A 14,506-nucleotide genomic window follows, 5' to 3' on the forward strand; every position below is an offset into this window, starting at 1 on the left:
TTACGTCTTCAGGAGCGGTCCGGGGAGTAACAAGCCTGTCGGGAAACCGGGGACGGGCGGGGTCATCCAGCGCCGCGCGCGGCCCTGTCCGAACGATTGCACCTTGTTCGCGCGTGCCAGCTCGTCGAGCGCCCGCTGCACCGTGCGCGCGCTGGTGCCGAGCGCCAGCGCGAGCGCCGAGCTCGACCACGGCTCGCCATCGGAGAGAAAGGCGAGGACGCTGGCGTGCTTCTCCTCGACCGGACGTGCCAGCACGAACACCTCTTTCGTCTTGAGCGGAGCCAGCGCAAAGCCCTGCCTGGTCGCGCTGACTTCGGCGAGAGGCTTGAGCTTGGCGCGGAGGCGCCCGATCTCGACCCGCAAGCGCGCGCGATGGGAGTCATCGGCGTGCCTGGCCTGAAACGCCCCTGACATCAGCGCCTCGCGCGAGACATCCGACGGCCATGCCTGCGCGAGGATGCGGGCGAGCGCGAACAGCACCGGCCGCGTGCCGAGCGAGATGACGGTGCTTCGCTGGCGAACGGCGTGGTGGAACGTGTCCACGACGAGTGCTCCGGAGGCCGCCAGCTCCTCGACCTCTTCGAGCCGCAGCGGCCGTGCCTCGCCGCGCGCGATCAAGCGCGCGGCGGGCGTGTCGAGAACGAGCTTCGTGCTTTCGACTTCGGCTTCGAGCGCGGGGATACCGGCTTGCCGTGCGGCGCGCGCCGCGAGGCCAAGCGCTGCGCGCGCGTCTTTCGTCTTGAGGCGCCTGATTGCGATGCCCGCGCGCACGAGCTCGCGGACGATTTGCGACGCCGGCGGAAGCGGGCAGGTGACCAGCTCGGCCAGCGTGCGCTCGGCCTCGTCGAGGCGCCCGACGAGGAGGAGACGGCGCGCCTCGATGTGGCCGGCATGCGCCGCGTTGGCGAGATCGCCGTGCTGTTCGAGCGTGGCCCGCGCCGCCGCGAGCGTCTTCGCCGGCCAGCTCAGGTCGCGCGAGACCAGCGCGATCTCGGCTTCGGCCACGACGCATCTGGCGCGCGCCACCGCCTCGCGTGGACCGAACGCGCGCGCCGCGCTCCGCAGCAGCGTCTTCGCCTTCGGAAGATCGCCGAGCTGCGCCATCGCGATGCCGCGCAGCGCCAGCGACGGCGCGTCGTTGCGCAGCGCAACGCGGTTCAGCGCGCCGAGCGGATCGCCGGACTCGAGCGCACGCGCGGCAGCGGTGATCAGCGACTCCATGACAATCCCGCCACACTTGTTACTCCCACCGCGCAACCGCTTGGTGCCAGAAATCGTTGGCAGGACGAGCAAGAGGTTTGGAGAGCCATGATGACATCAATAGACAACGCAGGGACGAACGGACAGACCGCCATGCAGACACCACCGGTGGTGTCGCCGCAGGACTGGGAGGCCGCCCGTCAGCAACTGCTCGTGAAGGAAAAAGCGCATACCCGTGCCCGCGATGCGCTCGCCGCCGAGCGCCGGCGCATGCCGTGGATGGAAGTCGCCAAAACCTATGCGTTCGAGGGGCCCGGCGGCAAGGTCAGTCTGGCCGATCTGTTCCAGGGCCGGCGGCAGCTGATCGTCTACCGCGCCTTCTTCGAGCCCGGCGTGTTCGGCTGGCCCGATCACGCCTGCCGCGGCTGCTCCATGGTGGCCGACCAGGTCGCCCATGTCGCTCACCTGAACGCGCGCGACACCACGCTGGTGTTCGCCTCGCGCGCGCCGCAGGCCGACATCATCAGGCTGAAGCAGCGGATGGGCTGGACCATCCCGTGGGTCACGATCACCGACAGTTTCGACGCCGATTTCGGTGTCGATGAATGGCACGGCACCAACGTGTTCTTTCGCGACGGCACGCGCATCTTCCGCACCTATTTCATCAAGAGCCGCGGCGACGAGCAGATGGGCGGCACCTGGAACTATCTCGACATCACGCCGCTCGGCCGGCAGGAGGTTTGGGAGGATTCGCCGATGGGCTATCCGCAGACGCCGACCTATAAATGGTGGAACTGGCACGACAGCTACGCGGGTGCCGCGCCCGACCAGAAATGGGTGGAGATCTCGGACGCCGGCGAGAAGGCGTTTCGTCGGGAGGCCGTGGAAGGACGTGACTAATCCCGCCGACCTTGCCAGATGGCTCGGCCTTGCGGCCACACCGGCCTTCGCGATCATGGCCGTGCTGACGGCCGTGATCGGCAGCGCTCAGACGGACATGCTGTGCGCCGCCGCGCGTGGGTTTTCGCTCGGCGGGATGGTGCCGATGTATCTGCTGATGAGCGCGTTTCATTCGGCGGCATGGTTGAGGCTGATCTCTGACAGGACTGGCGGATGAGCGATTTCTGCCGGTTTGAACGCCTCGTCCTTCGAGACGACCGCTTCGCGGTCTCCTCAGGATGAGGCTGACTGGCATCGGTGCTGCAGCAAGGATGCAGCCGCACACTCCGGCCTCATCCTGAGGAGCCCGCCGAAGGCGGGCGTCTCGAAGAATGATGAGATCCGCGTTTCGCCAACTCATGCAGCTCGGCAAAGTCGCCGTGCATGAAGGCCTCCTTCTTGGCGCGGCTCCATTTCTTGAGCTTTCGTTCGCATTCGATCGCATCGGTGATCTGGTCAAACCATTGCGAGAAGACGAGCGTCACGGGACGGCGTGACTTCGTATAGCCGGCGAACGCTCCAGCGTTGTGCTGTGCGAGCCTTACTTCAAGTTCGGTCCGTGTCGTGCCGATGTAGTAGCTGCCATCGGCGCATCTGAGAATGTAGAGGTAGGCTCCCTCGTTCATCGTGAACGCCTCGTCCTTCGAGACGACCGCTTCGCGGTCTCCTCAGGATGAGGCTAACCGGCATTCGCGCCTTGGTGCAATAGCTGCATGAATGCCAGCTGCCGCGTACTCCGTCCTCATCCTGAGGAGCCCGCCGGAGGCGGGCGTCTCGAAGGATGCGCCGCGATCTCGAATGCAAGCCTCACACGTGGCGCCGACGCGACTATCGCCCGCCGGCCGCCTGCAGATAAGCAGCGACCTTGGCCGCTTCATCCGCCGAGATGCCGCCATAGGGCTGCATCTTGTTGCCGGACACGATTTCGTCCGGCTTGATCATGAAGCGCGTGAGCTTGTCCTGGTCCCAGACGAAGCCCGCCTCTTTCATCGACTGCGAGTAGTTGTAGTCCGGCAGCGCGCCGGCCTTGCGGCCGACGATGTTGTGGAGGTTGGGGCCGAGGCGGTTGTCGCCCTCCTTCACCGAGTGACAGGTGCGGCAGGAATTGTTGAAGGCCTGCTGAGCCGCATCATCGCTCGCCCGCTGTTGCGCTGGCGCGGAGGGAGCGGCGAGGAGCAGCACCAATGCTCCGGCGACAGCGATCGCGCGCAGCCTTGGTCTTCGCGGCCTTGGACTTCGCGGCGTTGGACTTCGCGGCATTTGCAGGTGGGATTGCATCGGCGCCTCCATGCGAGGTGCTCTCGGAGAGCATGGGGCAAACGAAAACGGCCCCGGTGAGTTCCGAGGCCGTTTGCGTCACAATGTCCTGTCGCGTTACCGCGTCGCGGCGCCGAGATCCGCTCTGCGCTCCGTCATAGGCAGCACGATCACCTTGGTGCCGACGTTGACGCGGGAATAAAGGTCGGTGACGTCGTCGTTGGTGAGGCGGATGCAGCCGGACGAGACGTGCTTGCCGATCGTATCCGGGGCGTTGGTGCCGTGGATTCGGTAGATGGTGCCGCCGAGATACATGGCGCGGGCCCCCAACGGGTTGCCGGGGCCGCCGGCCATGTGGCGCGGCAGATAGGGCTGGCGGGCGATCATTTCTGGCGGCGGCGTCCAATCCGGCCACTCGGCCTTCCTGGTCACCGACTGCACACCGGACCAGGTGAAGCCGTCGCGGCCGACCCCGATGCCGTAACGCACCGCCTGGCCGCCACCGAGCACGTAATAGAGATAGGTGTTGGGCGTATCGATGATGATGGTGCCGGGCGCCTCGCGCGTCGCGTAGCTCACGGTCTGGCGGCGGAAGCGGGCCGGCATCTCGACCGCATCCTGATCCTCGGACGGCGCGGCCTGGTAAGGCGTCGCCTGATAGGGCTGGTAAGGTTGGATCGGCTGCGGCGCGGCCACCGGCGGTAGCGGCTGGAAGAAGGGGAAGAGCTGCACGGGCGCAGCGTTCGCCGGACCGGCAAATGCGATCGCGGTGGCAGCAACTGCGCCAAAGGCGATAGCGCGCGAATAATTCCTGAACGTGCCCAGATTGAACATTTGGTCGCCCCTGTTGCGCGGTGTTTCTTGGTCACCCCGGCACCGTTTCGGTGCTCCGTTGCCTAGATCACTAGCGGCAAAAAGTTTCGGGACGTTTGCGCGGAGCGCCGAAAACGGTTTCGTCGCGGAAAGGATTGTTTCATGACAGTTTCGTGGCCGCAGGGGTCCGTTAACGAACAAAACAACCGGCCGACACTTATGTGACGTCACACGCCTGAAATATCCTTCGTTGATGGTCCTAAGCCGAGAATCATCAAACTCTCGGGATTTTCCGATGCGGGTATTAATCGCGACTGACGCCTGGCATCCGCAGGTCAACGGCGTGGTGCGGACGCTGACCTCGCTGGCGAACGCGGCCAAGGCCCTCGACGTCGAGATCGACTTCCTGACCCCGGAAGGCTTTCCGTCGTGGCCGCTGCCGACCTATCCGGGCCTGCGCATCGCGCTGCCGAGCGGAAAGGAGATCGCGCGGCGGATCGAGAAGGCCGCGCCGGACGCGCTCCACATCGCGACCGAGGGTCCGATCGGCTGGGCTGCGCGCGCCTATTGCCGTCGCAACCGACTCGCCTTCACCACCTCCTATACGACGCGCTTTCCGGAATACGTCTCGGTGCGGACCGGCATCCCCGCGAGCGTCGGCTATGCCGTGCTGCGCCACTTCCACGATGCCGCCGCGATGACGATGGTGGCGACGCCCTCGCTGCGGCAGGAACTCTCCGAGCGCGGCTTCAAGCGGCTCGGATTCTGGACGCGCGGCGTCAACACCGAGCTGTTCCATCCCGATCATCCCGCCAAGCTCGACCTGCCGGGTCCGATCTTCATGACCATGGGGCGCGTGGCGGTGGAGAAAAATCTCGAAGCGTTCCTCTCGCTCGATCTGCCCGGCACCAAGGTCGTCGTCGGCGACGGTCCGCAGAAAGCTGCGCTCGAAAAGAAATATCCGGGCGTCGTCTTCCTCGGCGAGAAGAAGGGCGCGGATCTCACGTCGCATCTCGCCGCCGCCGACGTCTTCGTCTTCCCGAGCCTGACCGACACGTTCGGCGTGGTGCAGCTCGAGGCGCTCGCCTGCGGCACGCCCGTTGCGGCGTTTCCGGTCACCGGACCCAAGGACGTCATCGCCGATCACCCGATCGGCGCGATCGACCATGATCTGCGTACGGCCTGCCTGCGCGCGCTCACAATGTCGCGCGAGACCTGCCGCAACTTCGCGCTGGAGCGGTCCTGGGAGAACAGCGCGCGCCAGTTCGTCGGCAATCTCACCTCACTCCAGCCCAGCCGCGTCCTGCGTGCCTCGCCTCGCATGGCGCGGCGGCCAGTGCGCGGTTGATCCCATACGTCTTGAACCACAGCGAGAACCACATCGATGGCTAAGATCATGAACCTTGACGGCACCCAGCAGCTCGACCTCACCCGCGGCACCGTCGAGCAGGCCTATGACCGCTGGGCGCCGGTCTACGATCTGGTGTTCGGCGGCGTGTTCGCCAAGGGCCGGCAGGCGGCGATCGCGGCCACCAACAAGATCGGCGGCCGCGTGCTCGAGGTCGGCGTCGGCACCGGCATCTCGCTGCCGCTCTACGCGCCGAACTTGCGCATCTTCGGTACAGACATCTCGGAAGCGATGCTGGACAAGGCGCGCCAGCGCGTCACTGAGGGCAAGCTGAAGAACGTCGAGGGCCTTGCGGTGATGGACGCCGAGAAGCTCGAATTCCCCGATGATTCCTTCGACGTCGTGATGGCGCAATATGTCGTCACCGCCGTGCCGAATCCGGAAGTCGCGCTCGACGAATTCGCTCGCGTGCTGCGCCCCGGCGGCGAGCTGATCATCCTGACCCGCGTCAGCGCCGATGCCGGCGTCCGCCGCTTCATCGAGCAGAAGCTCCAGCCGGTGGTGCGTCCGCTCGGCTTCCGCACCGCCGAGTTCGCCTGGTCGCGTTACGCGAAGTGGCTCGCCGGTGCGAAGGGCATCGAGCTCGCCGAGCGCCGCCTGATTCCGCCGCTCGGCCACTTCTCGCTGGTGCGCTTCCGCAAGATCGACGTCGCCAAGGCGGCCTAGCGTCGTCGTTGCTCCTCATGGTGAGGAGGCGCGAAGCGCCGTCTCCCGGACGATGCTTCGCATCGCTCGGAGAACCATGAAGGCCCGCTGCTGCACCTCGGCCTTCATCCTTCGAGACGCGCGCAAGAGCGCGCTCCTCAGGATGAGGGGAGAGAGTAACCCGTGCCTCATCGCGCCGCTGCACATCGTCATATGACAAAATGATGATGTCACACGGCCTACATCGAATCCCTGTATTCCCGTACCCGAAAGCATTTTGGGGGAGAGCATGATCAAGAATTATCTCGAGCAGCTGCGGATCCAGCGCTGGGACGACCATCGCTACTATCACCACAGCCGTATCAATCAGAGCCTGCACTTCGTCAGCGCGCTGAGCTTTCTCTTCGCCTATGTCTGGCTGTTCATCGATCCGGTGGTCTCCGGGCTGGTGGGCTGGCTTGTCTCGATGACCTCGCGCCAGGCCGGTCATTTCTTCTTCGAGCCGCACGGCTACGACCACGTCAACCAGGCCACGCACGAGCACAAGGAAGAGATCAAGGTCGGCTACAACCTTCAGCGCAAGGTGGTGCTGATGTCGATCTGGGCGCTGTCGCCGCTGGTGCTGTTCGTCGATCCCACTCTGTTCGGCCTGTTCACGCCCTGGGCGAGCGCGACCGACTTCATGCGGCAGGTTGCCAAGATCTGGCTCGTGGTCGGCGGCGGCGGTCTTCTGTTCCGCACCGTGCATCTGTTCTTCATCCGCGACGTCGAGACCGGCCTCGTCTGGATGACCAAGATCCTGACCGACCCCTTCCACGATTTGATGCTTTATCGCAACGCGCCGCTGGCGCTGATGCGCGGCGAGCTGATGGATCCCGGCCTACATCTCAACCCCGAGCACACGCTGGGCTTCATCGACGAGCCCACGCTCGAAGAGCAGCACGCCTGAGCGCGCCGCTGCCTAGACCGCAAATGTCCATGGTTTACGTCATGCCCGGGCTTGTCCCGGGCATCCACGTGTTGGGGATACTCTAAAGTGAATCAGTGGAGCGGTCCGCTCTCTTCACCTCGCCCCGCTTGCGGGGAGAGCTCGGATTTGCGCGTAGCGCAAAGCCGGGTGAGGGGGAGTCTCCACGGGGACGTTGCTAGCTGGATGTCCGCCAACTCTCACCGACTGCGCGGAGAGTCCCCCTCACCCCGACCCTCTCCCCGCAAGCGGGGCGAGGGAGAAGGGCGCGCGGTGATCGGGGTTAAGTGTGCGAGAGCCTCAGCGCCCGAAGCGCTTGGCCAGCATCTCTTTCAAGATCTGCCGCTTGATCTGCTTGTTGGTGAGCACGCCGTCGTGCCACCAGAAGCCGTCGGCCTTCATCTTCGTGGCGGCGCGGACGAAGCGGTCGGCGACTTCGGTGAAATCGGCCTCGGTGTAGTTCAGGCTGAAGATCAGCCGGCCGGTGCCGACCCAGCTCAGCGCCAGGCCTTCGGCGCGCAGGTAGTATTGCAGCATCCAGTTGTAGCGGGACGGCGTGTCGTACTTCACCGTCCAGATCGACGAGAAGTTCGCGAACCGCACCGGCAGGCCGGCGTCCGTCATCATCTGGTTGAGCTTTTGCGCGCGGCCGTTCCAGGTCGCGTCCAGCCCGTCATAGATGGCGCGGAAATTCGGGCTGGCGAGTCGGCTCAGGAACTCGTCCATCGCCGTCATGACGTAGGGATGCGAGTTGAAGGTGCCGCGGGCGAAGCAGATGTCGGCGGGACGGTCGTCATTGAAGCGGCGCATCAGTTCCTTCTTGCCACAGACCACGCCGACCGGCAGGCCGCCGGCGAGGCTCTTGCCGTAGGTCACCATGTCGGCCTTGACGCCAAAGTATTCCTGGGCGCCGCCGGCGGCGAGGCGGAAGCCGACGAAGACCTCGTCGAAGATCAGCACGATGCCGCGCTCGGTGCAGACGTCGCGCAACTTCTTCAGCCATTCGGTGTACCCAGCGCGATCGAAATTGCCGCCGCGGGAGCTGTCGACCAGCGAGGAATCGCCGGGGGCGTTACCGTTGGGATGCAGGCCCTGCAGCGGATTGACCAGCACGCAGGCGATGTCCTTGCGCGTGCGCAGCACATGCAGCGTCTTCTCGGACATCTCGGCGAGGGTGTAGGTCTCGTGTGCAGGGATAGGATTGCCGACACCGGGCTGCACGTCGCCCCACCAGCCGTGATAGGCGCCCGCAAAGCGGACGAGATGCGAGCGCCTGGTGTGGTAGCGCGCGAGCCGCACGGCCTGCATCACGGCTTCGGTGCCGGACATGTGGAACGAGACTTCGTCGAGGCCCGAGATCTGGCAGAGCCGGGTCACGTTCTCGAGGATAGAGGGATGGTAGGGGCCGAGCACCGGGCCGAGCGCGTGCCCCCGCTTCTCTGCGCCCTCGATGCACTCCTTGTAGAAATCGTTGCCGAAGATGTTGACGCCGTAGGACCCCGTGAGGTCGTAGGAGGTGTTGCCGTCGACATCCGTGACGGTGACGCCGCTGGACGATTCCATGAAGGTCGAGGTGCCCAGATGCTCGCGGACGAGACGCGAGAACTGGAACGGCACGCGGTAGGTCTCGGTGAAGTGCAGGTCGGAAATCTTCTCCGCCGCTTCCTTCGTCATCGCGCGGCCCTTGGGGTAGCGCTCGGCGTAGAGCTTGGCGAGACGGAAGAAGGCGTCCTTGCGCTGGGCCACGATGTTCGCGGGCGCACCGTCGCAGCCGAAGTACTTGTCGCCTTCGAATTCGTAGAACGGGAGCAGCTTTGCCACCCGCCGCGACATCTTGGAGTGACCGGCGAGCGAGCGGTGCTTGGCGCGGGACAGTTCGAGCCGCGCCTTGATCTTCGGGAAGGCGGCGGCAGCAGACGCTGCGGCGGCCACGGAAAATGAGAGAATCGGGAGTGTCGTTTCCATGACAACAAGCGCTAATACTGCGAGCTGACAGATTCATGACAGTCAAAGCCCTCATCGCCTCTTTCACCCAGCAGGAAGACCTCAACTTCCTGTTGACCAACCGCATCCCCCGCGCCGCGCTGACCCGCTTCATGGGCTGGTTCTCGAAGATCGAAAACCCGCTCATTCGGGACGGCTCGATCGCGCTGTGGAAGCTGTTCTCCGACCTCGATCTGTCGGAGGCGCGAAAGACCCATTTCAAGAGCCTGCACGACTGCTTCACCCGGGAGCTCAAGCCGGGCCTGCGGCCGTTCGATCCCGATCCTTCCGTCGTCGCCAGCCCGTCCGACGGCATCGTCGGCGCCCATGGCCGGATCGCGGACACCGAGCTGTTCCAGGTCAAGGGCGCGCCCTATTCGCTGCTCGATCTGCTCGGCGATTCCGCGCTGGTCGACCAGCACCGCAACGGAAGCTTCGTCACGCTGCGGCTGACCTCGAGCATGTATCACCGCTTCCATGCGCCCTTTGACGCGCATATCGAGCGCGTCACGCTGATCCATGGCGACGTCTGGAACGTCAACCCGATCGCGCTGAAGCGCGTCGAGCGCCTCTTCTGCAAGAACGAGCGCGCGGTGATCCGCACGCATCTGTCGAGCGGCGAGGCCGTGACGCTGGTGCCGGTCGCTGCGATCCTGGTCGCGAGCATCCGACTGCACTTCCTCGACATGGTGCTGAACGCGCAGACCCGGGGGCCGGTCAACTTCCCGTGCGATGTCAACGTGAGCAAGGGCGAGGAGCTCGGCTGGTTCGAGCACGGCTCGACCATCATCATCCTTGCGCCCGGCGATTTTTCGTTCTGCGACGGCATCGCCGAAGGCACCCGCATTAGGGCGGGTCAAGCACTGCTGAGAAAAAGCTAGCCTTCAATCCGCCGTCCCCGTCGCCTATATCGTCTGCGGGGACGAATCGACGACACGGATCTGGTGATGGCGCGGGCGCCGGTGATGGCGGCGGGTGGTATCGTGCTGCGGCGTGGCGAGCCGCCGCTGATCGCGGTCGTGCGCCAGCGCAAGCGCAACGAATGGGTCCTGCCCAAGGGCAAGCTCGACGACGGCGAGACGCCGAAGCAGGCCGCGCACCGCGAGGTGCTGGAAAAGACCGGCCACGAGGTCGCCATCCACGAATTCCTCGGCACGCTCGTCTATCAGTCGGGCGGGCGCTCCAAGGTCGTGCATTTCTGGCGTATGGAGGCCGAGGGCGGCCCCGTCCGCAAGCTGATGAACGACATCAAGGCGGTAGACTGGCTGACGCTGGACGATGCGCTTGCGCGGTTGTCGCGTGAATATGAACGCGTGTTCCTGACGCAGATCGGTCCGATCGCGCTTGCGGCGGCGGGCGTTCCGGCCGCAGATGCCGATGTCACATTGCCGCTCGCGACTGAGGATGTCGATGCCGCCTTGCAGGCGCTGACACCGGCCGAAGCCGATTCCGTCGATGAGCTGCGGCATGGTCTGCTGCAGAAGGTGAAGGCCTGGCTACGCGGCGAGGCGTGAGGTGTCGGTACCTCGTCCCGCATTAACGGTGCACCCTCGCCCCTTGTAGGAGAGGGTGGCTCGCCGCAAAGCGGCGAGACGGGTGAGGGGTTCTCTCCGCCTTTCCAACTCTCAATTGAACGTGCGGGGATAATCCCTCATCCGGCGCTTCGCGCCACCTTCTCCCACAAGGGAGAAGGAAGAAAGTCACCGCCGCTCCTTCTCCTTCGGAGCCGGCGCCGGTTTGCGCGGCACAGCTGGGCGTTGCGCGGCGGGGAGGCGCTGCTGCAATCCGCCAGGGCGCTGTAGGCCGGGCGCTTGAGCCGCGGGCGGCAGTGCCGGTTGGCCGGGCTGCAATCCGGTGCGCGGTGCTTGCGGCTGCGAAGGCACGACTCCTCCGGGCCCCGTTGGAATCTGGCCGCCGCGCTGCGGCTGGGCTTGCGGCGCGCCGTTGGGCTGGGTGCCTCGCCCGGCTCGCGGCTGGCCTGTTGGACGTCCCGCACCTTGCTGCTGGCCCTGACCCGCGCGCGGGTTGCCCGGCTGCACCGCGCCGCCTTGTCCCTGACCCTGTCGCTGCGGCGGCTGCGCGCCTTGGCGGCTTGGTGCGCCCGGCTGCTGCTGGCCCGGACGATTGTTCTGGCCGGGTTGGCCGGTCGGCCGCGGCGGCTGTTGGCCCGGCGCTGCGTTCGGGCGCAATTGTTGTTGCTGCGGCTGGAGCGGACGCGGGATACGGCTGCTTGCGCCGGGATTGGCGCGGCGGAAGTCGCGCTGCTCGGTGACGATCTGCCGGCCGGTGGTCTGCGCCAGATGCACCTGGCTGATGAAGCCGCGGTCGCGCACGATCTGCTGTGCGGGGATCGTGATCGGCACGGCCGCGAAGCGCATGCCGCCGCCGGGGCCGCCGGCGCCGGGCCGGATCGCAAAGCCGCTCGATGCCTGCGTCAGCGCGCCGAGTCGGGTGCCGCTGGTGCGGTCGTCGACGTCGATGTGCCCGACCCGCCCGTCCGCGTCGGGGTAGAGCTTGATGTTGACGTTGTTGGTGCGGTTTGCGGCAGCCCCTTCCGGCACGTCGACGACGCCGGTGGTGCCGCGGATGCCGAGCGTTGCCGTCGGCGTCGTGATCTTCATGTCGCCGGTCTTCGCCACCGCCGCAGCGACGAACGCGACCGTGCCCTTGCCGATATCGAAGACGCCCGCGTTCTGCTTGCCGCCGTCCTCATAGACGTAATTGTCGATGGAGATCTTCGAGCTGGCGGAGAGGTTGAACGTGGTGGCGTCGTTGAAGGTGATGCCGAGCGAGGAGTTCGATGAGGTTTGCACGACGTCGTTGAGATAGATGTCGTCGCGCACACGCAGCGGATACGAGTTCTTGTCGCGGATCACGGTCGCGATCCCTGTCACGGTCGCGACATTGCCGATCGGCTCGACGGCGGTGGGTTGCGCGTCGGTGGCCGGTGCCGGCGAAGCCGAAGGCGCCGGTGAGGGGGCGGGCGCCGGTTGTGCTTGCGGCTGGGCTTGGGCAAGCTGGATCGCATCGGATGCGAGCGCCACGCTCGCGCCGGCCGGCGGCAACGCCAGCAGCACGAGCGCGAACATGAAGCGGCGCCAAGCCACCATTGAAGTCACGAGGAGGTCCCGGTGGGAACGTGAGGCGAGATCGGCCGATATCAGCCGGATCAGGCTGAATGGCGGATGAACATGTGTCGCATGGGAAGGGCGAACGTTCAAACGGGGCGCGGTGCTGGCTTCAGCCCAGTTTGTCCCACGCCGTCATGGCCGGGCTTGTCCCGGCCATCCACGTCTTGAAGCGCGACATTGAGAACGTGGATGCCCGGGACAAGCCTGGGCATGACGATGAGTGTGCATATGTTGGGGATGACGTCTTCGCCGTCAGCTGACGCGCTTCCAGGTCTGGCCGCCGCAGAACATGCCGCCGAAGGCGCAGCCCTGCACACGCATCGCATTCGCGCCCTTCATCGCGATCGTCGAGTCGTAGTTGCGGCCGGAGTCGGGATCGTGGATGCGGCCGCTCCACTTCGAGCCCTCGGGCTTCATGTTGATCAGGATGCGCTCGTTGGTCTTCTCGGCGTAGCCGCAGAGGTTGGCGCCGCACTGCTCGACGCGGACATTGCCCTTGTTCTCTTCGGTCGCCCAGATGCCGATCGGCGTGTTGGCAACCGCCACGGGCGCGGCGGCAACCGGCGCCGGCGCGGGAGCAACCGCGACGGGAGCGGGCGCAGCGACGGGCGCGGGCTGTGTCGTCGCGTCAACGGAAGGAGCGGCGGCAACCGTCGCCGCCGGGGCAGCGGGAGCAACCGCAGGCGCGGTCGCCTGCACCGGAGCCTGCTGCACCGGCTGCTGCTGCACGGGAGCCGGCGCGGGCTGCGCGGTCGTGGTCGCCGGAGCCGGCGTATTGTCGATGTCATCGTCCTTGGAGCCGCCAAGGCCCTTGAGGTTGATGTTGTTCAGCTTGATCGGCTTGTCGGACAGGCCCGGCGCGACGATGGTGACGCAATTGAGCGAGGCGCAGTTGCGCGGCGTCTCGATGCGGATGTGCTGGCCCTCGATCTGGAACGAGATCGTATTGCCGGCATGGGCTGCGGCGGTCGAAGCGAGGAAGAGCGCGGTGGCGGCGATGGTGAGCTTGTTCATGACAACCTCCGAATATGGCGTGGGCCCGATATGGACTGGTGTCGCCGGTGGATGAAGCGTGGTTCGACCCTACGCCCCGCCGGTCGGGCCTTCCGTGATGGACGTCACGAGAGGCTGTCGTCCCTGGGTGAGGCAGCGCACATTCGGCCGCCGTGCATCCCGCGTAATCTCGTCGCCACACAGAGGGGAGGGGTCGATGACGCGGCTTGTGACTTCGCTTGGGATGGTGGTCGCACTGACGGCGAGTGCGCCCGCGGCGCAGGCCCGATCCTACGCCTTCTCGATCGGCGGCCACCGGTTCCATGTCGAGGCGCCCCGCAATTGCCGGTCCAGTTCCTGTGTCTCGATTTCCGGCCGCAGCCTGCGGACGACGGAAGATGCCGGCACGGCACCGGCGCCTGCACCGGTCGTGCAGGCGCAGCAGCCGATCGCTACGATCAGGCCAGCACAAGCGACTGTTGCCGCTCCGCCACCGGCGCCGCCGGCTGCCGTCCTTGCCGCCACGACTTCGCAGCCCGTCGTGGTTCCGCCGGGGCCAAAACTCGAAGCGCCGAAGGTTGTTGCGCTGGCCCCGCCGCGTCTGGAGCCGCCGGTCGTTGCCCCGCAACCCGAGATCAAGCAGGGCACGACGATCGCACAGCGCGGCGACGAGGAGCCGGTCTATTCACCGCTCGGCGAATGGGAGAGCACCGGTGCCAAGGGCACGGTTCGCATCGAACGCTGCGGCCCCGCGCTGTGCGGTTTCGTGCTCACCGAAGCATCGAACCGGGGCGAGAGCGTGCTCGTCAACATGAAGCCGAAGACGCACGACGTCTGGACCGGCAGCATCTACAGCCGCTCCAGCGGCAGCACCTATTACGGCAGGATGACGTTGACGGCCTCCGGCAAACTTCGTGTCGAAGCCTGTGTGATCGGCCGGTTCTGGTGCTCCGGCAACGACTGGACGCGGGTCGAGGAGCACCGGGAGCAGTTGATGACGACCTCACGGCAATGGAGTGGAGCGCGGTCGTAGCTCCGCGCAGCCTGTGGGGTGATCTGGTCGCTCGTCGTTGCTAGATCATGCCGAGCACGACGGCGCCGACAAAGGCCATGGCGAGGTACGCGGTGACAACGCTCAGTCTCCCGGCGAACGTCATGACGTTGCTCCTG

Annotated in this window: 15 protein-coding genes; 8 read left to right on the plus strand and 7 right to left on the minus strand. The window is 66.0% G+C overall.

The features are described from left to right. Positions 1 to 1,221 carry a helix-turn-helix domain-containing protein gene (locus WHZ77_RS07980; RefSeq protein ID WP_375313175.1) on the minus strand — a complete coding sequence of 407 codons (1,221 nt, stop codon included), beginning with the start codon at positions 1,219 to 1,221 and terminating at the stop codon, positions 1 to 3. Positions 1,222 to 1,308: 87 nt separating this feature from the next. Between WHZ77_RS07980 and WHZ77_RS07985 the strand changes: the two genes are divergently transcribed. Together WHZ77_RS07985 and WHZ77_RS07990 are read left to right on the plus strand one after the other, a co-directional pair. Continuing rightward, entirely contained in the window at positions 1,309 to 2,100 is a 792-nt protein-coding gene (locus tag WHZ77_RS07985; RefSeq protein WP_375313176.1) for a DUF899 domain-containing protein, read from the plus strand. Further along, a complete protein-coding gene (locus WHZ77_RS07990) occupies positions 2,093 to 2,317 on the plus strand; it encodes a hypothetical protein (protein WP_375313177.1) in 225 nt (74 codons plus the stop codon). The genes WHZ77_RS07985 and WHZ77_RS07990 overlap by 8 nt, the downstream gene beginning before the upstream one ends. A gap of 115 nt (positions 2,318 to 2,432) precedes the next feature. Here WHZ77_RS07990 and WHZ77_RS07995 read toward each other — a convergent pair whose 3' ends face one another. The 3 genes from WHZ77_RS07995 to WHZ77_RS08005 all read right to left on the minus strand — a co-directional run bounded on the left by WHZ77_RS07995 (position 2,433) and on the right by WHZ77_RS08005 (position 4,230). After that, entirely contained in the window at positions 2,433 to 2,765 is a 333-nt protein-coding gene (locus WHZ77_RS07995; protein ID WP_375313178.1) for a GIY-YIG nuclease family protein, read from the minus strand. A gap of 202 nt (positions 2,766 to 2,967) precedes the next feature. After that, the gene (locus WHZ77_RS08000) at positions 2,968 to 3,399 is read right to left on the minus strand and encodes a c-type cytochrome (protein ID WP_375314677.1); all 432 of its coding nucleotides are present in this window, start codon (positions 3,397 to 3,399) and stop codon (positions 2,968 to 2,970) included. Between the two features lie 114 nt (positions 3,400 to 3,513). Then, a complete protein-coding gene (locus WHZ77_RS08005) occupies positions 3,514 to 4,230 on the minus strand; it encodes a L,D-transpeptidase (protein ID WP_375313179.1) in 717 nt (238 codons plus the stop codon). A gap of 274 nt (positions 4,231 to 4,504) precedes the next feature. Here WHZ77_RS08005 and WHZ77_RS08010 point away from each other — a divergent pair, with 274 nt between their 5' ends. From WHZ77_RS08010 to WHZ77_RS08020, 3 genes are all read left to right on the plus strand, one after another. Further along, the gene (locus tag WHZ77_RS08010; protein ID WP_375313180.1) at positions 4,505 to 5,557 is read left to right on the plus strand and encodes a glycosyltransferase family 4 protein; all 1,053 of its coding nucleotides are present in this window, start codon (positions 4,505 to 4,507) and stop codon (positions 5,555 to 5,557) included. A 36-nt stretch (positions 5,558 to 5,593) separates the two neighbouring features. Then, entirely contained in the window at positions 5,594 to 6,283 is a 690-nt protein-coding gene (locus WHZ77_RS08015; RefSeq protein ID WP_375313181.1) for a methyltransferase domain-containing protein, read from the plus strand. A 268-nt stretch (positions 6,284 to 6,551) separates the two neighbouring features. Further along, on the plus strand, positions 6,552 to 7,211 hold the full coding sequence (locus tag WHZ77_RS08020; RefSeq protein ID WP_375313182.1) for a hypothetical protein: 660 nt from the start codon (positions 6,552 to 6,554) through the stop codon (positions 7,209 to 7,211). A gap of 318 nt (positions 7,212 to 7,529) precedes the next feature. On the opposite strand, the gene WHZ77_RS08025 is transcribed toward WHZ77_RS08020, so the two are convergent. After that, the gene (locus WHZ77_RS08025) at positions 7,530 to 9,194 is read right to left on the minus strand and encodes an aminotransferase class III-fold pyridoxal phosphate-dependent enzyme (protein ID WP_375313183.1); all 1,665 of its coding nucleotides are present in this window, start codon (positions 9,192 to 9,194) and stop codon (positions 7,530 to 7,532) included. Positions 9,195 to 9,229: 35 nt separating this feature from the next. Between WHZ77_RS08025 and asd the strand changes: the two genes are divergently transcribed. Both asd and WHZ77_RS08035 read left to right on the plus strand, forming a co-directional pair. After that, positions 9,230 to 10,093, plus strand: coding sequence for an archaetidylserine decarboxylase (asd, locus tag WHZ77_RS08030; RefSeq protein WP_375313184.1), 864 nt, complete (start codon positions 9,230 to 9,232; stop codon positions 10,091 to 10,093). A gap of 66 nt (positions 10,094 to 10,159) precedes the next feature. Then, complete coding sequence (locus tag WHZ77_RS08035; RefSeq protein WP_375313185.1) at positions 10,160 to 10,726, plus strand: NUDIX hydrolase; 567 nt, start codon at positions 10,160 to 10,162, stop codon at positions 10,724 to 10,726. Positions 10,727 to 10,912: 186 nt separating this feature from the next. Here WHZ77_RS08035 and WHZ77_RS08040 read toward each other — a convergent pair whose 3' ends face one another. Both WHZ77_RS08040 and WHZ77_RS08045 read right to left on the minus strand, forming a co-directional pair. Then, a complete protein-coding gene (locus tag WHZ77_RS08040) occupies positions 10,913 to 12,322 on the minus strand; it encodes a FecR domain-containing protein (RefSeq protein WP_375313186.1) in 1,410 nt (469 codons plus the stop codon). 273 nt (positions 12,323 to 12,595) lie between these two features. After that, entirely contained in the window at positions 12,596 to 13,357 is a 762-nt protein-coding gene (locus WHZ77_RS08045; protein WP_375313187.1) for a DUF2147 domain-containing protein, read from the minus strand. Positions 13,358 to 13,553: 196 nt separating this feature from the next. Here WHZ77_RS08045 and WHZ77_RS08050 point away from each other — a divergent pair, with 196 nt between their 5' ends. After that, positions 13,554 to 14,369 (plus strand): DUF2147 domain-containing protein, encoded by an 816-nt coding sequence (locus tag WHZ77_RS08050; protein ID WP_375313188.1) that lies wholly within the window; start codon positions 13,554 to 13,556, stop codon positions 14,367 to 14,369. Positions 14,370 to 14,506: the final 137 nt, after the last annotated feature.

It is taken from the genome of Bradyrhizobium sp. A5, from assembly GCF_042076515.1.
GTDB lineage: Bacteria > Pseudomonadota > Alphaproteobacteria > Rhizobiales > Xanthobacteraceae > Bradyrhizobium > Bradyrhizobium cosmicum.